The organism is Schumannella sp. 10F1B-5-1, assembly GCF_006517535.1.
Lineage (GTDB): Bacteria > Actinomycetota > Actinomycetes > Actinomycetales > Microbacteriaceae > Schumannella.
On record NZ_VHQH01000038.1, the window covers coordinates 192287 to 215901 of the forward strand.

Consider the following 23615-nt stretch of genomic DNA (forward strand, 5'->3'; position numbering starts at 1 on the left):
CGGATCCCCTGCGGCAGAATGACGGGATGCCCACCCCGACCCGGCGCAGCCCGGCTGCGCAGCCGAGTCGGCCGGCTCGGATCGGCGCGGCGGTCACGGTCGTCGTGGGTGTGGCCGCGATCCTGCTCGGACCGGCCTGGGGGATCGCCATGCTGGTCACCCGCACGGCGACGCCCCCGTCATGGCCGTGGTTCGCGCTGATCGTCGTCGCCGAGGCCGCTCTGCTCGTCCTGGGCTGGACGCCGCGTCATCGCGTCGCGGGAGCGTGGCAGTCCGGCGGCTACCTGGTCGGCGCGGGCCCTCTTCCGGTGTCGGTGCTCGCCTGGGGATGGGCGGCGACCTCGCTCGCCGCATCCCGGGTCGTGCCATTCGGCGCGGCGACCGCGCCGTACGTCGTGGTCGCGGTCGCCTCGATCGCGGTGGCGGTCTCGGCCGCGGTGGCGATCGGCCGTCGCGCTGCAGCGTCCGGCGGCGCGTCGGACGGCGCGGCCGATGTCGCGCCCGCCGCGGCGCGCCGACGATCGCTGCAGCCGCTGCCGCGTCTCGCGTTCGAGCGGTTCCGCCCCGAGTCGCGGGGATTCGCGCTGCGCCCGTCGGCCGACTGGATCGAGATCCCCCGGCTGGACCGGGAGCAGAGCTGGATCGATCACGTGCTCGGCGAGCTGGACCAGTCGCATCCGCTCGCCGACGCCGAACGCGCTCACGTCGGATCGTCGCTCGCCGCGGCGCTGGAGCTCGCCGACCGCGACCCGCAGGTGCACGTGCTGCTCGGATTCGAGAGCTGGGACCGCCCGGTCGTGGTCACGTGGCGGGTGATCGACGAATCGTTGCTCGACGGGGTTCCGCTCGCGACATGGCTCACCGCCGCAGATCGGGTGCCGGCTCCGGCCGCGGCGCGCGCCATCACGACCCGCAGTGGCCTCGCGGGCGTCGCCGCCTACCGACGCGTCGACTACGCGACTCCGGCGGAGGGGCTCGACGACGGGCCGGCGCGCTCCGACTTCGCGTTCGCGCGCCAGGGCGAGGTCGCCGTGATCTCGCACGAGGCCCGCTCGGTCGCCGATCAGCGCCGCGTGCTCCACGACGTGAAGCTGCTGGCCCGATCGCTCGTGTTCCGCGCATGATCTCCTCCGCCCAGCTCGCGCGCGACCGCGCCGTCGGCCGCGTCGCCGCCGTCGCGATCGTCGTCGTCGCCGGTGTCGCGGTTCTCGTCGGCCCGGTCGGCACCACCGTCGGGGGCGCGATCGGGTTCGGACCGATGCCGTGGTTCGCGTTCCTGCTCGTTCCGGCGGCGCTGCTCGTGCTGACCTTCGTCACCTGGACGCCCGGGCGGCGCAACGTCGGCACCCCGGCGCAGGGGCGGGTGCTGCTCGGCATCACGCCCGGCGGGATCGCGGCCTTCGCCGGCGTCTGGGGCGTGACCTGCTTCGTCACCTCCGGCCAGGTGCCCTTCGGCTCCTCGGGCGGGCCCTATGCGCTGGTCGCCCTGCTGAGCTTCGGCGTCGCCGTGCTCGCCTCCACCCGCACCAAGAAGCCCACGCCCAAGCCGCCGACGCCGAAGCGGCAGCGCGCGCTCATCCGGCTGCCGCGCTTCGCCTTCGACCGCTTCGCTCCCTCAGGGCCGGGCTTCGTGCTGGATGCGCCGCTCGAGTGGATCGAGGTGCCGCGCCTGCCGCAGCCCGAGCCGTGGATCGCGCACGTCGTCGCCGAGATCGAGCGGGCCCCGGCGACGACCGCCCCGTCGGCGTCGGCGTCGGGCTCGGCGTCGCGGCCAGGGGCGTCGTCGACCGCGGCTGCGCGCGCGACCCCGTTCGGCGACCCCGAGCGCGCCGCCGTGACCGCCGCGCTGCACCAGGCGATCGCCTTCGGCGCCGCGAACGACGTCGACTGCTACGTCGCCTTCGCCCGCTGGGACGACCCGTTCATCGCCTACAGCCGCGTCGTGCCGCGCGAGCAGCTGCGCGGCCTCGAGCCCGGCCCGTGGATGGTGTCGGCCGACGAGCGGCCGGCGCCGCGCATCCACTCGTTCACGACGCGCAGCGGGGTGCAGGGCGTCGCGGCCTACCGCCGGGTCGGGCCGCTTCCCACGGCCGAGGCAGGCGAGACGGGCGGGCCGGCGCACCGCGCCCCCGACCTGCAGGCCGACGGTCCGGCGCGCGCCGACTTCGCCTTCGCGGTCGACGACGAGGTCTTCGTGCTCAGCCTCGCCGAAGCCAGCGAGCAGCGGATGCGCCGGGTGCTGCCCGAGCTGCGGGAGCTGGCGCGTCGCATCGACCACCGCGACCCCGACCCGCGCGATCCGGAGCGCGCGTCGGCGAAGCGGGCCGCACGCCGGCGTCGTGCCGCCCGTGCGGCGGAGAGCGACCGCTCCGCCGGTTAGGGTTGCGGTGTGAGCGACCCGAAGGGCGACGGACCCCAGAAGCCCAGCATGACCCGCATCCTCGTCTGGGTGGGTGTCGCGGCCGTCGCGGTCTGGCTCATCATCTCGGGCATCTCGGGCATGATCGCCCGCGGCGACTTCTGAGGTCGGCCGTGGATCGCAAGACCTCGCGCTTCATCGCGATCGCCGGACTCGTGCTGATCGTCGCCGTCATCGCCGTCGCCTGGGCGTTCGGCGTCGGCCGGTGAGCCGCGAGCACCGCGAGCGCCCCGACCTGCGGCGCTCGCCGGGCGGGGACGCGAGCCCGAGCACGGCGTCGTCGGTCGGCGGCGACCTCGTGCGGCGACGAGCCGAGCGTGCAGCGCAGGTGCCCGTCATCCGGCCCGAGGCCGCGACGGCCGCGACGCCGCTCGCTCGCAGATCGGGTGCATCCACGCCGGGATATCCTGTGCGCATGAGCCCCTGGAACACCGCGCTGCTGTCGATCCTGCCGACGCTCGTGGTCGGCGGCATCTTCTGGTTCACGATCCGCGCGATCATCCGCGCCGACCGCACCGAGCGCAAGGTCTACAACCGCATCGAGGCCGAGGAGCGCGCGCGCCTGGGCCTGCCGCCCGTCGAGTAGTCGCCCGGCCGCGCTCGCAGCCTCGTCGCCCAGCGGTCCAGCTCGCCGTCAGGTCGCCGGACTCGCGCTCAGCGCACGACGAGCAGCTCGCCCACCTCGCAGTCGAGCGCGTCGCAGATCGCGGTCAGCGTCGAGAAGCGGATCGCCCGCGCGCGGTCGTTCTTCAGCACGCTGAGGTTCACGAGCGACACCCCGACGAGCTCGCTCAGGCGCGTGAGCGTCATGCCGCGCTCGACCAGCAGCTCGTCGAGTCGGCAGTGGATGCGTCCCGCCTCGTCGTCCGGGTCGGCCGGCGCCATCAGACCAGGCCGTCGCTGTCGCGCTCCGCGCGCTCGGCTCGGGCGCGCTGCTCGGCGGCCTCGCGCTCGAGGCGAAGTCGCTCGGGGTCGGACGGGCGGGCGAGGCGGGCGACCAAGAGCACGACCCCGACCACGGCGGCGGCGAGCACGACGAGCACGGCCAGGATGAGGAGCAGGTGCGCTCCGCTGAATGATTCCATCGTCGGATCTCCTTATCGACTGTCGTTAACTTAACGAGTATCGATAAGTCACGCAACCGTGGACGCCCGCTCGCGTGACCCCGCGCGACCCCGTTCACGCCCACGGCGAACAGGGGCAGGAACCGCCCCGGCCCCTGGTTACTCTCTTTCGTATCGGCGCCGCCTCCGTGTGCGGCGCCGGAGGAGTGGACATGTTCGAGAGATTCACCGACCGGGCCCGACGGGTCGTGGTGCTCGCCCAGGAAGAGGCGAAGCTTCTCAACCACAACTACATCGGCACCGAGCACATCCTGCTGGGCCTCATCCACGAGGGCGAGGGCGTCGCCGCCAAGGCGCTGGAGTCGCTCGGCATCTCCCTGGATGCCGTGCGCGAGCAGGTGCAGGACATCATCGGCCAGGGTCAGCAGCAGCCGACCGGCCACATCCCCTTCACCCCGCGCGCCAAGAAGGTGCTCGAGCTGAGCCTGCGCGAGGCGCTGCAGCTCGGCCACAGCTACATCGGCACCGAGCACATCCTGCTCGGCCTCATCCGCGAGGGCGAGGGCGTCGCCGCCCAGGTGCTGGTCAAGCTCGGCGCCGACCTCAACCGCGTGCGCCAGCAGGTCATCCAGCTGCTCAGCGGCTACCAGGGCAAGGAGCAGGTCGCCGTCGGCGGCAACGACCAGGCCCCCGACAAGGGATCGCAGATCCTCGACCAGTTCGGGCGCAACTACACGCAGCTCGCCCGCGACGGCAAGCTCGACCCGGTCATCGGGCGCGAGAAGGAGATGGAGCGGGTCATGCAGATCCTCTCCCGCCGCTCGAAGAACAACCCCGTGCTGATCGGCGAGCCCGGCGTCGGCAAGACCGCCGTCGTCGAGGGCCTCGCCCAGGCGATCGTGCGCGGCGACGTGCCCGAGACGCTGAAGGACAAGCAGCTCTACACGCTCGACCTCGGCTCGCTCATCGCCGGCTCCCGCTACCGCGGTGACTTCGAGGAGCGCCTCAAGAAGGTCACCAAGGAGATCCGCACCCGCGGCGACATCATCACCTTCATCGACGAGATCCACACGCTCGTCGGCGCGGGTGCCGCCGAGGGCGCGATCGACGCCGCCAGCATCCTGAAGCCGATGCTGGCCCGCGGCGAGCTGCAGACGATCGGCGCGACCACGCTCGACGAGTACCGCAAGCACTTCGAGAAGGATGCGGCCCTCGAGCGCCGCTTCCAGCCGGTGCACGTGCACGAGCCCTCGCTGCCGCACACGATCAACATCCTCAAGGGACTCCGCGACAAGTACGAGGCCTTCCACAAGGTGTCGATCACGGATGGCGCGCTCGTCGCGGCGGCGAACCTCGCCGACCGCTACGTGAGCGACCGCTTCCTGCCCGACAAGGCCATCGACCTGATCGACGAGGCCGGCGCCCGCCTGCGCCTGTCGATCCTGTCGGCGCCGCCGGAGCTGCGCGAGTTCGACGACAAGATCGCCGAGGTTCGCGTCGGCAAGGAGTCGGCGATCGAGGACCAGGACTTCGAGAAGGCCGCGAGCCTGCGTGACGAGGAGAAGAAGCTGCTCGGCGAGCGGCTGCGCCTCGAGAAGCAGTGGCGCTCGGGTGACGTGGCCGCCAGCGGCACCGTCGACGAGGGCGTCATCGCCGAGGTGCTGGCGAACGCCACCGGCATCCCGGTGTTCAAGCTCACCGAGGAGGAGAGCTCGCGCCTCATCTTCATGGAGAAGGCCCTGCACGAGCGGGTCATCGGCCAGGAGGAGGCCATCTCGGTCCTCGCCAAGACGATCCGCCGCACCCGCGCCGGCCTCAAGGACCCGAAGCGCCCCTCGGGCTCGTTCATCTTCGCCGGCCCCACGGGCGTCGGGAAGACCGAGCTCGCCAAGGCGCTCGCCGAGTTCCTGTTCGACGACGAGGGCGCGCTGATCTCGCTCGACATGTCGGAGTACGGCGAGAAGCACACCGTCTCGCGCCTGTTCGGAGCCCCTCCCGGCTTCGTCGGCTTCGAGGAGGGCGGTCAGCTCACCGAGAAGGTGCGCCGCAAGCCGTTCTCGGTCGTGCTCTTCGACGAGATCGAGAAGGCGCACCCCGACATCTTCAACTCGCTCCTCCAGATCCTGGAGGAGGGACGTCTGACGGATGGCCAGGGTCGCGTCGTCGACTTCAAGAACACCGTGATCATCATGACCACGAACCTCGGCACGAAGGACATCACCGGCGGCCCCGTCGGCTTCACGCTCGAGGGCAACGTCGAGAACAGCTACCGGGCCATGCGCGCCAAGGTGGTCGAGGAGCTGAAGAAGCACTTCAAGCCGGAGTTCCTGAACCGCGTCGACGAGACGATCGTGTTCCCGCAGCTCTCGCAGGACGAGCTGAAGCAGATCGTCACGCTGTTCCTCAAGCGCCTCTCGGAGCGTCTGCTCGACCGCGACATGACGATCGAGGTCTCGGATGCCGCGCAGGTGCGCCTGATCGAGATCGGCTGGGAGCCCACGCTGGGCGCCCGACCGCTGCGCCGCGCGGTGCAGCACGAGATCGAGGACCGGCTCTCGGAGGAGATCCTGCACAACCGGCTCGTCGCCGGCGACCACGTGCAGGTCGACCTGAAGGACGGCGAGTTCGTCTTCTCGACGGGCCGTCAGCCGGGTCGTGAGCTGACCGAGGCGGCGGCTCCGGCCGGCGCCGGCGCGGGCGCGGCTCCGTCGGGCTCGGTCGAGGGCTCGGCGTCGGCGTAGTCGACGGATGCGGGGCGCTCGCGCCGCGCATCCACTGATCCGCTCCGGAACGGGGCGGGGACCTTCGGGTTCCCGCCCCGTTCTCGTGTGCGGGCGCGATCTCGAGGGTGGCCGGAGATGCTCGCGCGCGGCGGCGTGTTTCGGGCATTCGTGGCCACCCTCGACCTCGGGGTGGCCAGAAACGTGCGCGTGGGGCGGCGCGTCGCGGGCATTCGTGGCCACCCTCGAGGCGGTCCTAGGCTTGAGCGGTGCCCTCCGAGTTCTCCGTGCGCCGCGCGCGCACGACCGACGTGCCCCGCATCCTCGAGCTGATCGAGCCGCTGGTGCAGTCGCGCATCCTGCTCGGCAAGGAGCGCGTGGTGCTCTACGAGGCGGTGCAGGAGTTCCGGGTCGCCGAGGCGGCCGACGGCGAGCTGCTGGGATGCGGCGCCCTGCACGTCATGTGGGAGGACCTGGGCGAGGTGCGCACCCTCGCCGCCGCCGACTCGTGGCGGGGCGCCGGCATCGGCCACGCCATCCTCGACCGGCTCGAGCAGGACGCCCTGGAGCTCGGGCTGACGCGCCTGTTCTGCCTCACCTTCGAGACCGAGTTCTTCGGCCGACACGGATTCACGCCGATCGGCGAGGGCGTCGTGCCGCCCGACGTCTACGCCGAGCTGGTGCGCTCGACCGACGACGGCGTCGCCGAGTTCCTCGACCTCGCCCGTGTCAAGCAGAACACCCTCGGCAACACCCGGATGCTCAAGACGCTGGTCTGAGCCTGCGAGGCGCGTCGCCGCCGACCGCCGCCGCTGGGCCGTTGCCGAACTCGCGCGCGCCCTCCCGGGTCGCGCCGCGAGCGGGCCTACCCTGTGGCCATGTCGACGCCCGAGAGTCCGCGATCGCAGCCGCCGTCGGTCTACCGCCGTCGCCGTCTCGTGGTCTTCGGCGGGCTCGCCGTCGTCATCATCGTCATCCTGCTGATCGTGTGGCCGCGCGGCGACGCGCGCGACGTCTCCGACGTGTCGCCCTCGCCGTCGCCGAGCACGAGCAAGGGCCTGCAGGACCTCGACCCGAGCGGCGCACCCGCCGACGGCGACGTCGCCGCCTGCGCCCCGTCGACGGTCAAGATCGAGGCCGTGCTGGATGCGTCGAGCTACGGCGGCGAGCAGCAGCCGCAGCTGTCGATGTCGATCACGAACTCCAGCGCCACGGCGTGCAGCGTCGACGTCGGCACCGCGGTGCAGGAGTACATCATCACCTCGGGCGAGGACCGCATCTGGGACTCGAAGGACTGCCAGAGCGACGCCACGAACGACGTGCGCACGATCAAGGCCGGCGAGACGCTCTCGACGACGCCGCTCGCCTGGGACCGGACGCGCTCCGACCCGGCGACCTGCGACCAGACCTCGCGCACCCCGGCGATCGCCGGCGGCGCGACCTACCGCCTGCAGGTGAAGCTGGGCGACCTCGAGTCGGAGACGAAGATCTTCCTGCTCAACTGAGCACCCGCGCCGGAAACCTGCGCCTGAGCGCCGCGTCTCGGCTCCAGGTCGACCAGTGCGACCGGTCGAGCCGAGGCTCAGAACTCCGGGATGTCGGGGCGCGCCTCGGCGACGGCGTTGCGGAAGGCGCGGCCCAGCGCATCTCGCAGCGGCCCGGCCGAGGAGTCGAGCAGGGTCGTGTATCCGAGTCGACGCCCCTCCTGCACGCGCTGCTTCGCCGAGCTGACCGGGCGGATCTCGCCCGCGAGCGAGATCTCGCCCACCGCCGCGAGCTCGTGCGGCAGCGCCTTGTCGCGGTAGGCGCTGGCGATCGCGAGCGCGATCGCCAGGTCGGCGCCGGGCTCGGTGAGGCGGATGCCGCCCACCGTCGAGACGTAGACGTCGGCCGTCGACAGCTTGAGCCCGCAGCGGCGCTCGAGCACCGCGAGCAGCATCGCCACCCGCGAGGCGTCGACCCCGTTGACGACCCGTCTCGGCTGCGGCGCCTGCGAGCCGACGATGAGCGCCTGCACCTCGACCGGGATCGCGCGGCGGCCCTCGACCGCGATCGTGACGCAGGTTCCGCTGACCGGCGTCGCCGCCCGCGACAGGAAGAGGCCCGAGGGGTCGGGCACCTCGGCGATGCCGTCGCCGGTCATCTCGAAGCAGCCGACCTCGTCGGTCGGGCCGAAGCGGTTCTTGAGTGCGCGCACGAAGCGCAGCGCGGTCTGGCGGTCGCCCTCGAAGCTGCACACGACATCCACCAGGTGCTCGAGCAGCCGCGGCCCGGCGATCGAGCCGTCTTTCGTGACGTGGCCGACGAGCAGCACGGGCAGGTCGCGCTCCTTCGCCACACGGATGAGCGTGCCCGCCACCTCGCGCACCTGCGCCGGCTGGCCGGCGGCGCCGTCGCTCAGGGCCGACGACACCGTCTGCACCGAGTCGACGATGAGCAGCTGGGGGCGCACCGCATCCACCTGGCCCAGGATGGTCGCCAGGTCGGTCTCGCTCGCCAGATAGAGCTCGTCGTGCAGCGCGTTCGTGCGCTCGGCGCGCAGCCGCACCTGCGACGCCGACTCCTCGGCGCTGACGTAGAGCACGCGCTGCCCGGCGCGCGCCGCGCGCGACGCGACCTCGAGCAGCAGCGTCGACTTGCCGACGCCGGGCTCGCCGCTCAGCAGGATCGCGGCGCCGGGCACCACGCCCCCGCCGAGCACGCGGTCGAACTCGGCGATGCCGCTGGGGGAGCGCACGACCTCGCTCGTGCCGAGCTGGGTGATGGGGCGGGCGGCGCGCGCCTCGCTGACGCGGGCCGGCGCGACCGCTGCGCGGGGCGCATCCCGCTCGATCACGGTGCCCCAGGCCTGGCACTCGGGGCAGCGGCCCATCCACTTCGCGCCCGCCCAGCCGCACTCGGAGCAGACATACGCGGAGGGTGCGGGGCGGGCCATGCGATCAGGCTAGGCGAGGCCGCCGACGTCGGCTGCGGGGCATCCACGGCTCCGGCGTCGGCGGCCTCGAATGACGGAGCGCCGGCACTGTCTCGGTGTGCCGGCGCTCCGGGTTTCCGCGGTCGAAGGACCCTTCGCGACGCGGGCCATATGGGGGAGATGCCCTGTGTCGCGCGCGATCCGTGACCGCGGAAGCTCTGTTCAGTTCTGGGGTGCGCGGGGTGGTCTCCGACCCTCGCGCGAGTCAGGTGGATGCGCGTCAGGTGTTCGACCCGCTGGAGCTGCCGCTCGAACCCGAGTCGTCGCTCGAGTCGAAGCCGCTGCTGTCGTCGCCCGAGCCGCTGCTCGAGTCGTCCTGGCCGGGAGCGCCGGGCATCTGGCCGGATCCCGGGCCGAAGCCCTGACCCGAGCCGGGGCCGCCCTGCTGCCCGCCGGTCCCGCTCTGGCCGCCGGGCCCGCCGAAGCCGTTCTGGCTGTCGTAGCCGGTCGTCGAGCCGGGACCGAACTGGCCCGTGTTCACCGCATCCACGCCTCGCGGGATGCCGTAGCCGATCGCGCCGCCGACGAAGGCGCCGACGACGAGGGCGATTGCGGAGGCGGCGGCCGGGACCCGATACTTCTTCGCCCTCTGCGAGAGCGTCAGTGTCGGCCCGGCCACCGCCTGCGGGAGGGGCGACGTCGTGTCGGTCGCCGCGGCCCCGGCCGCTGGCTGCTCGCCGGCGATCTGGGGCGCGGTCTCCGACTCGGCTCCGGTCGGCGGCTGCACTCCGCTCTCCGGGGCGGTGTCGCCCACCCGGACCTCGGGCTGCACGGCGGCGTCCTGCGCCGGATCACCACTCCGGCGGTCCTGCTCGTCCATGCTGTCCTCCGAGATCCAAGCCCGTCGTTCGGGCATGTCTCGAAGGTAGGAACCGAGTCTCGGTGAAACCTATGCGCCCGGTGCGCCACCACCCCGAGGCTCGTGAGCGGATGCTCGACGCGGAGATGCGCATCCACCGGCCAGGGGGATGCGTGCGCCACCCGGAATACGTGACTTGCCCACTTCCGCGGTACCTCGTCGACGACAAGCCGCGGAAGTGGGCAACTCACGATCCCGTGTCAGCGGATCACGGCAGGTAGTACGTCGGGTTAGGCAGCTTGACCGCGCTCAGCGACGAGCCGCCGAGCAGGTCGCTGTACTGGTCGCCGAAGTTCGCGACGATCGTGTGCTTGCCGCCGTCCTTCGCCTGCACGTGCGCGCGGGTCTGCGACTTGTACTCGACGGTCGTGCACTTCGCCGCGGCGCAGTGGATGTACGACGGCTGCTGCGACGCCCCGACCCCGGTCCACTTCGTGTAGTAGTTCTCGGCGGTGAATCCGGAGTAGCCGACCTTCGCCAGGTTGGCGATGGTCGCATCCTTCTGGTCGTCGTTGCGCCCGGTGAGGCCGACGATCGTGCAGCCGGCCTTCTTCGCGACCGAGACGAGCGACTGCATGCTCGGCGTGGCGGGGAAGCGCTGGTCCTGCACCCAGACGTCCTGCTCGGCCGGGTCGAAGACGAACTTCATGTCGGCGACCTCCATGTCGTACGTCCACAAAGTGGTGTCGTCGGCATCCAGCACGATGGCCGGGTTCTTGTGCAGCTTCGCGCCCAGGTAGCAGGCGGCCGCGACGCGGGGGATCTGCTTCGACACGATCGAGCGCAGCTCGCGGATGTAGGGCGAGTCGGTCTTGTTCGCGATGCCCGTGCCGGGGTCGCCGTAGTAGGTGTAGATCGTCGACTTGACGCTGTCGATGTTCGGGATGCCCTCGCCGCCCTGCGTCGCCCCGCTCGAGCCGTCGGGCGCCATCGTGAACTGCGTGCGCGGCGCCAGGTTCGGCTCGCTCACGCCCGGCAGGTTCGTCGACGGGAGGTAATAGGTCGGGTTCGGCAGCTTGACGGCGCGCTCGGCGAAGCCGCCCTGCAGGTCGCTGAACTGGTCGCCCAGGTTGACCGTGATCGTGTAGCCGAGGTCCTGCTCGATGTGCTTGCGCGTGCCGGCCTTGTACTCCACGGTCGTGCACTTCGCCGCGGCGCAGCTGATGTAGTCGGGCTGCTGGGAGGCGCCCACGCCGGTCCACTTCGTGAAGAAGTTCTGGGTGCTGAAGCCCTCGTAGCCGAGCTTGTCGAGGTTGCCGACCGTGGCATCCTTCTGGTCGTCGTTGCGGCCGGTGAGGCCGAAGATCGTGAAGCCGAGGTCGTGTGCGGCCTTGACGTAGGCGAGCATGCCGGGCGTGGCCGGGAAGCGCTGATCCTGAACCCACACGTCCTGCTCGGCCGGGTCGAAGACGAACTTCATGTCCGCGACCTCCATGTCGTAGGTCCAGAGCGTGGTGTCGTCGGCATCGAGCACGATCGCCGGCTTCTGGCCCGCGGCGATCGCGGCATCGTAGGCGGGCTTCAGCTTCGCGGTCTCGGCGGCGGTCAGCGCATCCATCTCGCGGATGTAGGGCGAGTCGGTCTTGTTCGCGATGCCGGTGCCGGGGTCGCCGTAGTAGGTCGCGATCGTCTTCTTGACGCTGTCGATGTTCGGGATGCCCTCGCCGCCCTGCGTCGCGCCGCTCGAGCCGTCGGGCGCCATCGTGAAGGTGGTGCGCGGGGTGAGCTTGCTGTCGTCGACGCCCCAGCCGGAGCCGGGCCAGGTGGGGGAGCCGCCCTGCCAGCCGCCGTGGCCGCTGCTGCCGCCCGAGCCGCCTCCGCCGTAGCCGCCCCCGTGGTCGCTGCCGTGCGCCTGCGCGGTCGTCGCGCCGGCGAGGGCGACGCCGAGCCCGAGTGCGAGCGCGATGGCGCTGCGGGCGGCGGTGGATGCGGTGGTGCGGCTGGTGCGAGAACGCAGGAACGACACGGAACTCTCCCTGGGTGTGCAGTCGGGTGGTCGCGTGGCCCCCGAACGGGGGCCGCGACCGAACCTAGACCCGTGCTGCGCCGGAGTCGAGCGGCGGGTGCGACAGCTAGCTTCGAAAGGTGGATGACGACCAGGACGGGCGCGAGTTCGCGCGAGGTCGGCGCCTCGAGGAGGAGGCGGGTCGCGATCGGGCGGCGATGTTCACTCTGCTGGCGATCCTGGCCATCTTGGTGTTCCTCTTCCTGCTGGCATCCGCGTATGTGCGCTATCGGGAGGAACGGGAGAGCGGCGGCGTCGACCCATCGCTCCAGGGCGGGTCGTCGGTCGACGACGCGACCCTGACCCGCATGTTCGCGCTCAACGACGCGATCGACGAGGGGCTGCGCGCCGACCGCGGATATCCGTTCGCGGATGCGGTGGCCGGCCTCCCCGACGCGGGCACGGCTCTCGCCGACCTCGACGTCGACGGCCTCGCCTACGGACCCGCGCAGGTCTCGCCGGACGGCGTCTCGACGCGCTTCGCGACCGTGCTCGCGGTTGGTGGGAAGCATCCTGCTCACGTCTGCTTCGTTCTGCGGCTTGATCGCAAGCCGACTACGGAGGCTCTCGCCGACTGGACGTACGAGAGCCAGGGCTGCTCGCCGTCGCAGACGCGCGCGGTCGGTGACGGGTCTCGGGAGATCGACTTCCACGAGCTCGACGGCTGACGGATGCGCGGCCGGCGTCTCTCGTCGCCCGCGGTCACGAGCACCCTCGCGTCTGGGCTAGACTCGTCGGCGGTACCGTGTCCGAGCGGCCGAAGGAGCATGTCTCGAAAACATGTGATGGTGCAAGCCATCCGTGGGTTCAAATCCCACCGGTACCGCCACCGAAGGCCCCCTAGATCACCGGAATTCCGGGGATCTCAGGGGGTCTTCGCTCTCTAGTAGCCGTCTTATGGCCACACTTTGGACACAGACCGCGCGGCACGCGCAGCGTCGAGGGCCGTAGCGACGGCGTCGAGATGGTCGTCAAACAGATCTGCGTAGATGCGCTCGACGCTGGCACCTGTGCGATTCGAGATTGCCTGCCTCCCACGACTCACCCTGGGCTCGGAGACCGAGAAACGTTCCGTCTTCGATCGCGATTCGCTCAAGTGCAGCGGCTGTGAGGGCACCTGCCCTTGCAATTGCGGCATCGGAGGGCTCGACGTGGGCCGCGGCCTCATCGTTGTCCGGCACGGAGCTTTTATGCATGCGCGGAGTTGCTTGACTCCGATGGGGCCATGATGACGGAGGATCGGACTAGTGCGGCGCCAGACACCGAGCTTCGTCGGATTTCGGCTGCCCGAACTTGAGTCGAACGGCGCGAGAGGGGTGCAGGCGGTTGGCGCCAAGAGCGGGCGGAGAAGCCGACAAGCTCGGAAATCTCTTTGAGGCCAGATGGACAGTCCGTCAGATGTTCTCCGTGCTCTCGGGAGTCGCTGAGTGGATCGAGATCGAGCCGCTAGTCAACGGTGAGGGCGTCGAGTTTCTTGTTGGGGCGGCCGGCGAAGTCGAGGCTCACCAGGTCAAACTTCAGAACGGAATCCAGACGTCATGGACTCTGTCGGCGCTTGAGGCTGAAAGCATTTGGTCCTCGGCTGCCTCGCACGTTGCTGCGCATCGCAAGTTTGTTTTCGTCTCGTCGACTCCCGCGCCGCTCGCTCAGGAGCTAGCCCAACGCGCTCGTCGAAGCGACGACGTGGATCGGTTCGTGCTTGGGCAGCTCACAAGCCAGAAGTTGGTTGAGGGCTTCACTGCCGTGTCCACGGCCCTCGGTTCTTCCACCGTCGCCTGGGAAACCTTGCGCGGGTGTGAGTTTCGGACGATCGATCCAGCACAGCTTGTGACGGACAATTTGACTCTCTCGCGGGTGTTGATCTCCGGTGAAGGCCGGCTGACCAGTGCCGCTCTTCAAGACATCGCTCTTCACGAGTTGGGCGTGCCGCTCGATCGTGGCCGGCTGATTCGCCGTCTGAACAAGTCAGGGCTCAGCGCCGCGGGCGGTCGAACACCGAGTCTCGATGCAGAATCTCATGCGACTTCTTGGTCGCAGGCCGTCGTTGCACAGATGTTCGAGCCTGGTATCGAGCGGACAGAGGCCAATGAGATATTGGCGGCCGTATCCCACTCGAAGATCACATTCTTGGTCGGGGATGCTGGAAGCGGAAAGAGCGTCGTGGCTCAACAAGTCACACGTCGACTCCAAGCGGCCGACGTCGCAGTCCTTCCCCTGCGACTCGATCGAATCGAAGACTGGTCGACGACCTCCTCTGTCGGCGCGGCGCTCGGGCTCACTGAGTCTCCGGTGGCAACGCTCGGAGCAGCGGCCGCGGGGCGCGAGTGCCTGCTGGTCATCGAGCAGGCCGATGCGGTCAGTCTCGTGTCTGGACGTGCACCGGAAGGCTTTGACCGGCTACTCGACCTGCTAGTCGAAGCAGGAGCCTTCCCGCAGATGAGGGTGGTCATTGTCTGCAGGAGCTTCGACCTGGAGAACGACAGCCGACTACGACAGCTAGACAAAGGCGATGCGACTCCCACCGTCGTAATGCGGCAGCTCGAGGAAGAGCAGGTCGCATCTGTCCTCCGCGCGTGCGAGGTCGACCCGGATGCATTGTCGGCGACCCAACGCGAGATCCTGCGCGCACCGATCAACCTGACTATGTATCTGAACGCAAGAATGTCTGGGTTGGGATGGAACTCCGACCATGAGTTGCTCGAGGCGTTCTGGGACGCGAAGCGGCGCGAAGTCGAGGCGCGTCGACGCGGCACGAGGTTCGTCGATGTCGTCGATCTTTTGGCGTCCAAGATCGCAGCCTCCCGACGCCTAGCAGTGCATGCGCACATCTTTGACGAGGGCGCCCTCGCGGCTGATGCAGACGTCTTGGTCTCGGAGCGGGTCTTGGTGCGTGACGGTCCATTGGTCGGGTTTTTCCACGAGTCCTTCTTTGACTATTCGTTTGCTCGACGTTGGGTTCGCCAAGGACGCCCGCTGGAGGAGCTTCTGCGCGCGGACCAGGGACTGTTCGTCCGGGGACAACTGCGACAAGTGCTTACCCATCTTCGTTTCGTAGACCGCGCCGCCTATAACCAAGAAATGCGACTAGTCCTCTTCTCTGGATGGGTGCGATTTCATCTGAAGCAGGCAGCCATATCTGTGCTGATCGACGATCGTCAACCCGGAGACGACGAACTCGGTCTCCTTCTTCTTGCGCTCGCGGACGATGATCTTCAAGTGCGGTGCTCGCCGGCGTGGGGTATGTACAGGTGGGCTGAGCTGCTGGACCGGCGGGGTTTGCTCGACCGGTGGCTCTCGGCTCGTGACCCGAACGGCCAGCGCGCGCTCGTCGCTCATGCGTTTGAGAATCCGGCCCGAGCCGTGCAGCTCATCCGGGCGATGAAGCCCGATGAGCGACTTCACGCGATCCGGAGTGTCTTACACGCCGAACCATTCCTCAAAGAGACCAGGGCGCGTCGACTGGTTCTGACTGCCGCAGAACAGGGAGTCCTCTTTGAGGACACCGCGCAGGCATGGTGGCTGCTGGTTCATCAGGTCGCGGACACCGAGATCGGCCTCGCGGTGCTTCGCGGGTACCTCCTTGGGGCGCTTTCGGACGAGCGAACAGACAGCCTGGGACGCGTGGCAGCGTTGGCCGCTCATGATGACGGCCTGGATGACTTCGCACAGTGGCTGGCGGAACAACGACCTCGAGAGTTCGCCACTCTGACCCTCCCCTTCATCGACGCCCTGGGCCGCGTGGCTGACGACTACGGGTTTTCCCAGTCCCCGGATCCATCGTTCGTCAGTGGGTTTGTGAATGCGCACAGTCGGGACAGTCGAGGCGAGGCCATCTGGGAGTCGACGCTGAGCGCACTGGTGCGGTTGGGACAGCAAGACCCCGCGGAAGTGCTGTCGCTACTGGAACCGTTCGTCGGCACTAGGAACACGGACCTCCTGACTCTGATTGCAAAGGTGTACACGTCGGCCCCGCAACACTTTCACAGCGAGTCGAGCGAGCTCTTGCGAGGAAATGCCCTCGTTCTGACGCTCGGGTACTACGACAGTCCGGTATGGATTTCGCGCGACCTGTTGGCCGCTTCAATTCGTTTTTTCAGCGATAGTGATCTATCGGAGATTGAAGATCTTGTCCGCGATTTGAACCTCCCGGGGCAACGGCGGCCGAACGGTCGATTCGCGTATGACCTGCTTTCCGCCATTCCAGAAGGCCGCCTGTCTCAGACCGGGGCGCGAAGACTCGCCGAATACCAGAGAAAGTTCGGGGCGACGCCTAGGCCTCCGCGCGGAATCTTTAGCTACTCGGTCGAGTCTCCAATCGATGCGGATCGCGCGGACCGCATGAATGACCGTCACTGGCTGAACGCCATGCGTCGCTATAAGGAAGAGGAGCGAGTGGCCCTCGAGCGAGGTGGGCTGCACGAACTAGGGCAGGTTCTACGGGCGCAGACGGTGAAGGATCCCGCCCGCTTCGCGCGACTCGCATTGAGAATTGATGACTCGATCAATCCGGCCTATCTGGCCGATATTCTCCTCGGGCTTGGCGAATCGACAACCATTGACGACCCCAATGAGGTGTTCCGGGCAGTTCGATGGTCAGCGGAACGCAGGGCGCCCGCAGTCGACCGATGGCTTGGGTTTGCGCTGCAGAAGGTCCGAGAAGATGTCCCTGACGATCTCGTCTCGACCCTTGCTGATCGAGCCGTTACGTCGAGCGATCCTGCACCGGGCGACGATGGGATTCGAATCCGCAGCTCGACCGAGGACGGCGCGACGATATCAGATGTTGTGACCTCGGGTTTGAACACGGCGCGCGGTTCGTTGTGCGAGGCGTTGGCAGGGCTTATCTACGCAAACTTGGGATCTCGTCGCGCAGAGCTTTGCCTCGGCGCGATGGCCGAGTTGGCGCGGGATCCTGCTCTACCAGTTCGGGTAATGGCGTCGGAATTGGTCCGTGCGGTGATGCGCACTCACCCGGACGACGCGGCCAAAACTGCAAACGAGATGCTCGACCACCACCCGGAGATGCTCGCCTTTGGCCCAGTCCAGTCCTTGTGCCTCGCCTGGGGATACGTTGATGCGGATCGCGTCATGGAGGTGTGCCTTCGCGCAACCGAGTCGCCGAATCCGAAGACGCGTATCGGCGCGGCGATCGTAGTGGCGTTCGGTGCGCTCGAATGGAACCGCGAAGACGCGCTCCGGTGGTTACTCCTAAACGCAGACGAAGAAACGAGCGAAGCCGTGGCAAGGGTCTGCGCTGCGCGGGTCGTCGTCGCCGACAATCCGCAACTCGCGTCCGAATCGCTCGGTCAGCTATTTCACCATTCCTCCGCTGAAGTGCGGAATGCAGCGGCGTCATTCGTGCGCAGCGTGGACGCAGATTCCTTCCTTCGAGCGTCGGGGTTGATCCGGGATCTGCTCGACTCGCCGGCTGCAAGCTCCGACCTCCATGGGACTATTCGGCTACTGTCCCAGGCTCGCGAACGCGTGGATGATCTCGTTGTTGCACTGACTGTGGCGGTAACCAACCAGGTCGAGGAGGGTCCCTCCCTTCGGGGTTTCGAAGCGGCTGAGCTTGCCGCTGTCATTCTCCGAGGACTCGCTCAACGTGGGTCAGGGGACGACTCGTCGGCCTTGCTGGATGCTCTCGACGAGCTATTGAAGCACCCCTCGTATGGACTCGATGAGGCGCTTGCGCGGTCTGAGAGATAGATCCTCTCCCGCCGGAACTCTCATCGATGGACACACAAGCTGGCCTTGCTCCGCCAGGAACAGATTGGACACAAATCGCCGGGAACGCGCCTCAACGCACGTCATTTCGTGTGACCGTGCGATAGCGAAATCGATGCGAACTTCGCCGAGCAGCGCAACTCGCGTGCGTGGGATTCGGGTTCAAATCCCACCGGTACCGCCAGTCGAAAGGCCCCGATCCTCACGAGGATCGGGGCCTTTCGCATCGTCACGGCCGTGCTGCGCTACACGGTCAGCACGACATGCACAGGCGCGCCGAGCCGAGCTCGTCCGTCGAGGTCGCCGAGCTCGAGCGCGACCGCGGTGCCGGCGACGACCCATCCCGCCGACTGGATGAGACGGTGCGCGGCAGCGAGGGTGCCACCCGTGGCGAGCACGTCGTCGACGAGGAGCACCCGGGTTCCGGGCGGAAGGAGTCCGGCGGACACCTCGATCGTGTCGGTGCCGTACTCGAGCCCGTAGTGCTCGCTGAGCACCGGCGCGGGGAGCTTGCCCGCCTTCCGCACGAGCAGGGTGCCGCGTCCGGTGCGTGCCGCGATCGCCGCCGCCAGCGGGAAGCCGCGCGCTTCCACGCCCGCGACGATGTCGTAGCCGCCGCCGAACGGCGCCGCCAGTTCGTCGGCCAGCGCAGCGAGCGCCGGGCCGTCGGCGAGCACCGGCGTCAGGTCGCGGAACACGATCCCCGGCTCGGGGAAGTCGGGGGTCTCGCGCATCAGGGTGCGAAGCAGGTCAGCGGCGGAGCTCATCCCCGCAGGCTAGGCGAGCATCCCGATGCTCACGAACGGCGCTAGGGCACGCGTCGTCTCAAGTCAGCTTCTCGAACACCATCGTCGCCTGGATGCGGTCGCCGCCGGCGAGCCCCTTGCTGCCCGACGAGGCGGTGCTGATGGTGTGCAGTCGGTAGCCGAGCGAGGCCTGCGCGTTGATGGCCTTCTCGAGCTCGGTGAGGTTGCCCGAGCCGGTGCCCCACAGCTTCTCCTTGAGCACGACGTAGTTCATGCCGTTCGCGGCGGGGCGCGCCTGGCCGCCGGCCACGGCATCCGCCCGGATGTGGTCGATCAGCGCCGACGGGCTGTCGATCGGGGCGGCGGGCTGGCGCTGATCGGTCCACTGCGCGACGCCTCCGCGCCGCCGCGCTGGCGACACGCTAGTCACCGTCGAGCATCCCTCGGCAGTCGCCCGTTCGGGGGCGTGGATGCGCAGGCTTGGATGTCGTCGGAGCCGCGGCGTATCGTCCCGGGCATGTGCCGCAACATCCGCGTGCTCCACAACTTCGAGCCGCCGACGACCGATGACGAGGTGCGCGAGGCCGCGTTGCAGTTCGTGCGCAAGGTCAGCGGATCGACGCATCCCTCCCGCGCGAACACCGAGGCGTTCGAGCGTGCGATCGACGAGATCGCGCACGCCACGCGCCACCTGCTCGACGCCCTGGTGACGAACGCGCCGCCGAAGAACCGCGAGGCCGAGGCGGTCAAGGGGCGCGCCCGTCACGAGGCGCGCATGGAGCGCGAGGTGCGCATCCGCACCGCCGCCGGCTGACCGGCTGCTCGCCCGTCGCGCGACGACGCCCACCTGGGCGCGCACTGGGTGACCCGTGGATGCGCGGCCCCGCGTCGCTAGCGTCGGCTCAGGCCGCGCGAGCCCCGTCGACCCGGCGGGCGCCGCATCGCGTCGCGGTCGGATCGGAGCTCCTCATGTCGCGTCCCGGCACCGTCACCGCCGCCCTCATCCTGTGGGTGCTCGCCGCGATCCTCGGCATCATCGGCGCGATCATCGGGTTCGTCGCCCTCGGAGCGGCCGGCGCCGCGGCGGCGGCCAGCGGCACCTCGGGTGCCCTGCTGCTCGGCGGCGCGATCGTGGCGCTGATCATCGCGGTCGTGCAGATCGCCGTGCTCGTGAAGTTCGCCCAGGGGCGCAACTGGGCGCGCATCCTGCTGACCATCATCGGCATCCTCGCGATCATCGGCGCCGTCAACAGCGGCTCGAACGGGCAGGGCACCTCGTGGTTCACGATCGCGTTCTATGTGCTGGCGATCGTGCTGTCGTTCGTCGGGGGAGCGAACGGCTACTTCCGCCGCCGCGCCTGAGCTCCGCTCCGCCTGAGATTCCCTCTTGACGCACCCACTTGTTTTTTGCAAGTGTGTGTACACCGTCCACATGCCGTCCGGCAGCGGACCCATACGAGGAGTTCAGAGATGACCACGATGTTCGTCAACCTGCCGGTGACCGACCTGGAGCGCGCGAAGGCGTTCTATGAGGCGCTCGGCTTCAGCATCAACCCGCTCTTCACCGACCACAACGCCGCCTGCGTCGTCGTCGAAGAAGACCACAGCTACTTCATGATCCTCGTGCGCGAGTACTTCCAGACCTTCACCGATCTGCCGCTCGGCGACCCGGCGACCAACCCGTCGGTGGCCGTCGCGCTGTTCCAGAACAGCCGCGAGGCCGTGGATGCGGTGGTCGCCGCCGGGCTCGCCGCGGGCGGCAGCGAGGCGCGCGAGGCCTCGGACTACGGCTTCATGTACCAGCGCCAGCTCACCGATCCCGACGGCAACATCCTCGAGTTCGGGTGGATGGACCCGGTCGCCGCCGCGCAGGGACCCGAGGCCGCGATGAGCGACAGCGCGCCGGCCGACGCGGCGCCGCAGGCCTGAGCCGACCGGCGACGGCGGCAGCGGTACCGGCACCGGACAACAGCAGGGAAGGCAGACGGGCATGGCCGCGCGCGAGTACGGGCAGTACTGCGGCGTCACGCGAGCTCTCGAGCTCGTGGGCGAGCGCTGGGCGCTGCTCATCGTGCGCGACCTGCTCGTCGGGCCGCGCCGCTACGGCGAGCTCGCGGCGGGCCTGCCGCGCATCCCGAGCAACATCCTCGCCGCGCGGCTGAAGGAGCTGCAGGAGGCCGGCATCATCCGCCGTGGACCGCGCTCGCGCATCGTCGTCTACGAGCTCACCGACTACGGTCGCGAGCTCGAGCCGGTCGTGCTCGCGCTCGGCACCTGGGGCTTCAAGGCGATGGGCGACCCGCGCGACGAGCAGATCGTCACCCCCGACTCGATGACGATGGCTTTGCGAACGGCCTTCCGGGCCGACGTCGCGGCGCGCCTGCCGGCCACGGACTACGGCGCGCGCTTCGGGGGGGCGGAGCTGCGCATCCATGTCGCCGGGGGATTGCTCGAGGTGACGCGGGATGCGGCGCTCGCCGCGTCGGTCGACCTCTCCTTCGCGGCGGGGCCCGGCATCCGGCGCCTCATCTCGGGCGAGCTCGCCCCCGACCGCGCGATCGACACCGGCGTGATCGAGGTGCTCGGCGGGCGGCGCGAGCTGCTCGACCGCTTCGCGAGCACGTTCCATCTGGCGGCCTGACGGCTCTGTCGGGGCGGGCGGCCTGACGCGCAGCGCGCCGCTCGGCGGGATGCGGGGCGCATCGGGCAGCCGGATGCGTCGGGAGCCCGGCGCGGCCGACAGAATGTTGTCGTACGCGCCGCTCTGAGAACCGCCCTCCGCTTCCTCACCCGACGGGTGTGGGTGCGCGCGCTGATCTTCACGGTCGCGGGAGTCGTGCTGGCCCTCGCCGCCGGACTGCTCGGGCCGCTCATCCACGTCGACGCCGGATTCGACCTCGGCCAGGACTCGGCCGGCTCGATCCTGCAGATCATCGCCACGGCGATGCTGACCGTCACCACCTTCTCGCTGACGACGATGGTCACCGCTTACTCGTCGGCGACGTCGATCGCGACGCCGCGCGCCACCCAGCTGCTCGTGCAGGACCCGACCTCGCAGAACTCGCTCGCCACCTTCCTCGGCGCCTTCGCGTTCTCGCTGGTCGGCATCATCGCGCTGTCGACCGGCTACTACTCGGCGTCGGGTCGCACCATCCTGTTCGGCGGCACGCTGGTCGTCATCGCGATCATCGTCGGAACCCTGGTGCGCTGGATCGGCCACCTCTCCGACTTCGGCCGCATGTCCGACGTGATCGACCGCGTCGAGACCGCCACCCTCGCCGGGCTGCAGCGCTGGGCGAAGGAGCCCGCTCTCGGCGCGCGGATCGCCGCGGCCCCGGCGCGCGGCGCGACCGCCGTGTTCGCCGAGTCGACCGGCTATGTCACCGTCGTCGACCTCGAGACGCTGTCGGACATCGCCGAGGATGCCGGCCTCGACATCCACATCGCCGCCCTCCCCGGCGCGATCGCGGGGCCGTCGTCGCCGGTCGCGTTCGTCGCCCGCGGCACCGATCGCGCTCCGCGCCGCGACGCCGACGGCGACGGGCTCGACGACGATCTGGCGACGCGCATCCGCCACGCGTTCACGATCGAGCGGCACCGCAGCTACGACCAGGACCCGCGCCTCGGAGTCATCGCTCTGGCCGAGATCGCGAGCCGGGCGCTCTCGCCATCGACGAACGACCCCGGCACCGCGATCGAGGTCATCGCCGCGCTGCACCGGGTGTTCGCGCAGGCCCTCGCGGTCGAGCCCGACACCGAGGTGCGGTTCCCGCGCGTGTCGATGCCCGCGCCGGGCGTCGACGAGCTGCTGGTGGATGCCTTCCGCCCGATCGCGCGCGACGGCGCCGGCATGGTCGAGGTGCAGATGCGGCTGCAGAAGACGCTCCGGATGCTGGGCGAGAGCGCACCCGAGCACCGCGCCGAGCTGCGCGATGCCCAGCGCACAGCCCGGCGCTACTCCGACCGCGCCCTCGACGCGGTCGAGCGGCGGCTGGTCGCCGAGGCGGCGCGGGGCTGAGGTCGTGCGGCTGGCGAACTCAGCCGAGTGCGCCCTGCCGACGGCGTCGCGCTGGCTGCCCCGGCATCGTGAGCGGATCATCCTCGCGGCTGATCCGCTGCGCCTGGCATCCGCCTAGGTTCGAGAGCATGAGGGCCGCTCGCCGAGTGCTGCTGTCGGGCGTCGTCGTCGCGGCGATCGGCGGCCGTGTCGCTGGTCTACCTGTTCCAGCCCTGGCGCACGTGCCCCTACGACGACAGCCCCGCGGCGTGCGCGATGCTGCCGATGGATGCGACGGTGCTGGCCGTCGCGATCGCCGTCACGTTCCTCGGGCTCGCGACCGTGCTCGTCGGCGTCGGCCTCGGAGCGCGTCGGGCCCGCTGAGAGCACTGTCGGCCGCGCATCCACCGTCGTACTCTGAGCGCATCTCACCAGACACGAGGATGTGATCGGCATGGGCAGGATCGTGGTGCAGGAGTTCCTCACGCTCGACGGCGTGATGCAGGCGCCGGGCGGCAGCGACGAGGACCTCGAGGGCGGCTTCGCCCACGGCGGCTGGTCGATGGACTGGGATGCCGAGCACGGCGACGACGAGGGCGGCGCCCTGATCGGCGAGTGGGAGTCGCGCACCGAGGCGCTGCTGCTCGGCCGCGTGACCTACCAGATCTGGGAGGGCGCCTGGGGTGTGTGGCCCGAGGACGCACCCGGCTTCGAGGGCGAGCTGACCCGCCGCTACAACCGGGTCACGAAGCACGTCGCGTCGTCGACCCTCACGGATGCCGACCTCAGCTGGAAGAACAGCGAGCTGCTCGGGCCCGACCTCGCGACTGCGGTCGCCGAGCTGAAGGCGCGGCCGCCGCAGCAGCCCGACGGCGAGATCCGCGTGTGGGGCAGCTCGGGTCTCATCCGCTCGCTCGCCGAGCACGATCTCGTCGACGAGTACCGGCTGATGATCTACCCGATCGTGCTCGGCGCCGGCAAGAAGCTGTTCCCCGAGGGCTTTCCGCCGACGACGCTCGAGCGCCTCGAGGTGCGGCCCTTCGCGTCGGGCGTGACGCTGCACGTGCTGCGGCGCGAGCGCGGCTGAGGGCCGCGCTCCGCCGC

The 23615-nt window shown here is 69.5% G+C and carries 23 protein-coding genes and 1 tRNA gene; 17 read left to right on the plus strand and 7 right to left on the minus strand.

Annotation, left to right across the window (positions count from 1 at the left end; translation table 11 throughout):
* Positions 1–26 precede the first annotated feature (26 nt).
* The 4 genes from FJ658_RS09845 to FJ658_RS16145 all read left to right on the plus strand — a co-directional run bounded on the left by FJ658_RS09845 (position 27) and on the right by FJ658_RS16145 (position 3005).
* Entirely contained in the window at positions 27–1124 is a 1098-nt protein-coding gene (locus FJ658_RS09845; RefSeq protein WP_141145206.1) for a hypothetical protein, read from the plus strand.
* Entirely contained in the window at positions 1121–2380 is a 1260-nt protein-coding gene (locus FJ658_RS09850) for a hypothetical protein (RefSeq protein ID WP_141145207.1), read from the plus strand. Before FJ658_RS09845 ends, FJ658_RS09850 begins: the two co-directional genes overlap by 4 nt.
* A 9-nt stretch (positions 2381–2389) precedes the next feature.
* Positions 2390–2524, plus strand: a complete 135-nt coding sequence (locus FJ658_RS16845; protein WP_255447659.1) for a hypothetical protein — start codon at positions 2390–2392, stop codon at positions 2522–2524.
* Between the two features lie 310 nt (positions 2525–2834).
* Complete coding sequence (locus FJ658_RS16145) at positions 2835–3005, plus strand: hypothetical protein (RefSeq protein WP_181408407.1); 171 nt, start codon at positions 2835–2837, stop codon at positions 3003–3005.
* A 68-nt stretch (positions 3006–3073) separates the two neighbouring features.
* On the opposite strand, the gene FJ658_RS09855 is transcribed toward FJ658_RS16145, so the two are convergent.
* Positions 3074–3304 carry a helix-turn-helix transcriptional regulator gene (locus tag FJ658_RS09855; RefSeq protein WP_141145208.1) on the minus strand — a complete coding sequence of 77 codons (231 nt, stop codon included), beginning with the start codon at positions 3302–3304 and terminating at the stop codon, positions 3074–3076.
* A complete protein-coding gene (locus FJ658_RS09860; RefSeq protein ID WP_141145209.1) occupies positions 3304–3504 on the minus strand; it encodes a hypothetical protein in 201 nt (66 codons plus the stop codon). Before FJ658_RS09860 ends, FJ658_RS09855 begins: the two co-directional genes overlap by 1 nt.
* Before the next feature lie 191 nt (positions 3505–3695).
* Here FJ658_RS09860 and FJ658_RS09865 point away from each other — a divergent pair, with 191 nt between their 5' ends.
* From FJ658_RS09865 to FJ658_RS09875, 3 genes are all read left to right on the plus strand, one after another.
* The gene (locus FJ658_RS09865) at positions 3696–6224 is read left to right on the plus strand and encodes an ATP-dependent Clp protease ATP-binding subunit (RefSeq protein ID WP_255447660.1); all 2529 of its coding nucleotides are present in this window, start codon (positions 3696–3698) and stop codon (positions 6222–6224) included.
* Positions 6225–6472: 248 nt separating this feature from the next.
* A complete protein-coding gene (locus FJ658_RS09870) occupies positions 6473–6982 on the plus strand; it encodes an amino-acid N-acetyltransferase (RefSeq protein ID WP_141145210.1) in 510 nt (169 codons plus the stop codon).
* 99 nt (positions 6983–7081) lie between these two features.
* The gene (locus tag FJ658_RS09875) at positions 7082–7708 is read left to right on the plus strand and encodes a hypothetical protein (RefSeq protein ID WP_141145211.1); all 627 of its coding nucleotides are present in this window, start codon (positions 7082–7084) and stop codon (positions 7706–7708) included.
* Positions 7709–7785: 77 nt separating this feature from the next.
* Here the strand turns inward: FJ658_RS09875 and radA are convergent, their stop codons facing one another.
* The 3 genes from radA to FJ658_RS09890 all read right to left on the minus strand — a co-directional run bounded on the left by radA (position 7786) and on the right by FJ658_RS09890 (position 12002).
* Complete coding sequence (gene radA / locus FJ658_RS09880) at positions 7786–9138, minus strand: DNA repair protein RadA (protein ID WP_141145212.1); 1353 nt, start codon at positions 9136–9138, stop codon at positions 7786–7788.
* A 259-nt stretch (positions 9139–9397) separates the two neighbouring features.
* Positions 9398–9997: a hypothetical protein gene (locus tag FJ658_RS09885; protein ID WP_181408408.1), complete on the minus strand. Its 600-nt coding sequence runs from the start codon at positions 9995–9997 to the stop codon at positions 9398–9400.
* Positions 9998–10244: 247 nt separating this feature from the next.
* Positions 10245–12002: an HAD family acid phosphatase gene (locus tag FJ658_RS09890; RefSeq protein WP_255447661.1), complete on the minus strand. Its 1758-nt coding sequence runs from the start codon at positions 12000–12002 to the stop codon at positions 10245–10247.
* A 119-nt stretch (positions 12003–12121) separates the two neighbouring features.
* On the opposite strand from FJ658_RS09890, the gene FJ658_RS09895 reads away from it, so the two are divergent.
* The 3 genes from FJ658_RS09895 to FJ658_RS09910 all read left to right on the plus strand — a co-directional run bounded on the left by FJ658_RS09895 (position 12122) and on the right by FJ658_RS09910 (position 17750).
* Positions 12122–12709: a hypothetical protein gene (locus tag FJ658_RS09895; protein WP_141145214.1), complete on the plus strand. Its 588-nt coding sequence runs from the start codon at positions 12122–12124 to the stop codon at positions 12707–12709.
* A gap of 71 nt (positions 12710–12780) precedes the next feature.
* Positions 12781–12870: transfer RNA gene (locus tag FJ658_RS09900), tRNA-Ser, on the plus strand.
* 569 nt (positions 12871–13439) lie between these two features.
* Complete coding sequence (locus FJ658_RS09910) at positions 13440–17750, plus strand: ATP-binding protein (RefSeq protein WP_141145216.1); 4311 nt, start codon at positions 13440–13442, stop codon at positions 17748–17750.
* Positions 17751–18013: 263 nt separating this feature from the next.
* Here FJ658_RS09910 and FJ658_RS09915 read toward each other — a convergent pair whose 3' ends face one another.
* Together FJ658_RS09915 and FJ658_RS16850 are read right to left on the minus strand one after the other, a co-directional pair.
* Positions 18014–18535: an adenine phosphoribosyltransferase gene (locus FJ658_RS09915; protein ID WP_141145217.1), complete on the minus strand. Its 522-nt coding sequence runs from the start codon at positions 18533–18535 to the stop codon at positions 18014–18016.
* Between the two features lie 58 nt (positions 18536–18593).
* Entirely contained in the window at positions 18594–18935 is a 342-nt protein-coding gene (locus FJ658_RS16850) for a DUF2510 domain-containing protein (RefSeq protein WP_255447662.1), read from the minus strand.
* 96 nt (positions 18936–19031) lie between these two features.
* Here FJ658_RS16850 and FJ658_RS09925 point away from each other — a divergent pair, with 96 nt between their 5' ends.
* The 7 genes from FJ658_RS09925 (at position 19032) to FJ658_RS09950 (ending at position 23598) form a co-directional block, all read left to right on the plus strand.
* Complete coding sequence (locus tag FJ658_RS09925) at positions 19032–19328, plus strand: DUF2277 domain-containing protein (protein WP_141145218.1); 297 nt, start codon at positions 19032–19034, stop codon at positions 19326–19328.
* A gap of 155 nt (positions 19329–19483) precedes the next feature.
* Complete coding sequence (locus FJ658_RS09930; RefSeq protein ID WP_141145219.1) at positions 19484–19876, plus strand: hypothetical protein; 393 nt, start codon at positions 19484–19486, stop codon at positions 19874–19876.
* 108 nt (positions 19877–19984) lie between these two features.
* The gene (locus FJ658_RS09935) at positions 19985–20443 is read left to right on the plus strand and encodes a VOC family protein (RefSeq protein WP_141145220.1); all 459 of its coding nucleotides are present in this window, start codon (positions 19985–19987) and stop codon (positions 20441–20443) included.
* A gap of 61 nt (positions 20444–20504) precedes the next feature.
* Positions 20505–21155 carry a helix-turn-helix domain-containing protein gene (locus FJ658_RS09940; protein WP_141145221.1) on the plus strand — a complete coding sequence of 217 codons (651 nt, stop codon included), beginning with the start codon at positions 20505–20507 and terminating at the stop codon, positions 21153–21155.
* Between the two features lie 162 nt (positions 21156–21317).
* Positions 21318–22532, plus strand: a complete 1215-nt coding sequence (locus FJ658_RS09945; RefSeq protein ID WP_181408409.1) for a DUF2254 domain-containing protein — start codon at positions 21318–21320, stop codon at positions 22530–22532.
* A 186-nt stretch (positions 22533–22718) separates the two neighbouring features.
* Positions 22719–22895 (plus strand): hypothetical protein, encoded by a 177-nt coding sequence (locus tag FJ658_RS16150; protein ID WP_181408410.1) that lies wholly within the window; start codon positions 22719–22721, stop codon positions 22893–22895.
* A 70-nt stretch (positions 22896–22965) separates the two neighbouring features.
* Positions 22966–23598, plus strand: a complete 633-nt coding sequence (locus tag FJ658_RS09950) for a dihydrofolate reductase family protein (RefSeq protein WP_141145223.1) — start codon at positions 22966–22968, stop codon at positions 23596–23598.
* Positions 23599–23615 lie beyond the last annotated feature (17 nt).

Excerpts from the sequence above, each read along its gene's own strand:
- FJ658_RS09860 (WP_141145209.1), bottom strand. The coding sequence starts at position 3,504 with ATGGAATCATTCAGCGGAGCGCACCTGCTCCTCATCCTGGCCGTGCTC.
- FJ658_RS09940 (WP_141145221.1), top strand. The coding sequence starts at position 20,505 with ATGGCCGCGCGCGAGTACGGGCAGTACTGCGGCGTCACGCGAGCTCTC.
- FJ658_RS09930 (WP_141145219.1), top strand. The coding sequence starts at position 19,484 with ATGTCGCGTCCCGGCACCGTCACCGCCGCCCTCATCCTGTGGGTGCTC.
- FJ658_RS09935 (WP_141145220.1), top strand. The coding sequence starts at position 19,985 with ATGACCACGATGTTCGTCAACCTGCCGGTGACCGACCTGGAGCGCGCG.
- FJ658_RS09885 (WP_181408408.1), bottom strand. The coding sequence starts at position 9,997 with ATGGACGAGCAGGACCGCCGGAGTGGTGATCCGGCGCAGGACGCCGCC.
- FJ658_RS09915 (WP_141145217.1), bottom strand. The coding sequence starts at position 18,535 with ATGAGCTCCGCCGCTGACCTGCTTCGCACCCTGATGCGCGAGACCCCC.
- FJ658_RS09910 (WP_141145216.1), top strand. The coding sequence starts at position 13,440 with ATGTTCTCCGTGCTCTCGGGAGTCGCTGAGTGGATCGAGATCGAGCCG.
- FJ658_RS09850 (WP_141145207.1), top strand. The coding sequence starts at position 1,121 with ATGATCTCCTCCGCCCAGCTCGCGCGCGACCGCGCCGTCGGCCGCGTC.
- FJ658_RS09845 (WP_141145206.1), top strand. The coding sequence starts at position 27 with ATGCCCACCCCGACCCGGCGCAGCCCGGCTGCGCAGCCGAGTCGGCCG.
- FJ658_RS16145 (WP_181408407.1), top strand. The coding sequence starts at position 2,835 with ATGAGCCCCTGGAACACCGCGCTGCTGTCGATCCTGCCGACGCTCGTG.
- FJ658_RS09855 (WP_141145208.1), bottom strand. The coding sequence starts at position 3,304 with ATGGCGCCGGCCGACCCGGACGACGAGGCGGGACGCATCCACTGCCGA.
- FJ658_RS09925 (WP_141145218.1), top strand. The coding sequence starts at position 19,032 with ATGTGCCGCAACATCCGCGTGCTCCACAACTTCGAGCCGCCGACGACC.
- radA (WP_141145212.1), bottom strand. The coding sequence starts at position 9,138 with ATGGCCCGCCCCGCACCCTCCGCGTATGTCTGCTCCGAGTGCGGCTGG.
- FJ658_RS09875 (WP_141145211.1), top strand. The coding sequence starts at position 7,082 with ATGTCGACGCCCGAGAGTCCGCGATCGCAGCCGCCGTCGGTCTACCGC.
- FJ658_RS09950 (WP_141145223.1), top strand. The coding sequence starts at position 22,966 with ATGGGCAGGATCGTGGTGCAGGAGTTCCTCACGCTCGACGGCGTGATG.
- FJ658_RS09865 (WP_255447660.1), top strand. The coding sequence starts at position 3,696 with ATGTTCGAGAGATTCACCGACCGGGCCCGACGGGTCGTGGTGCTCGCC.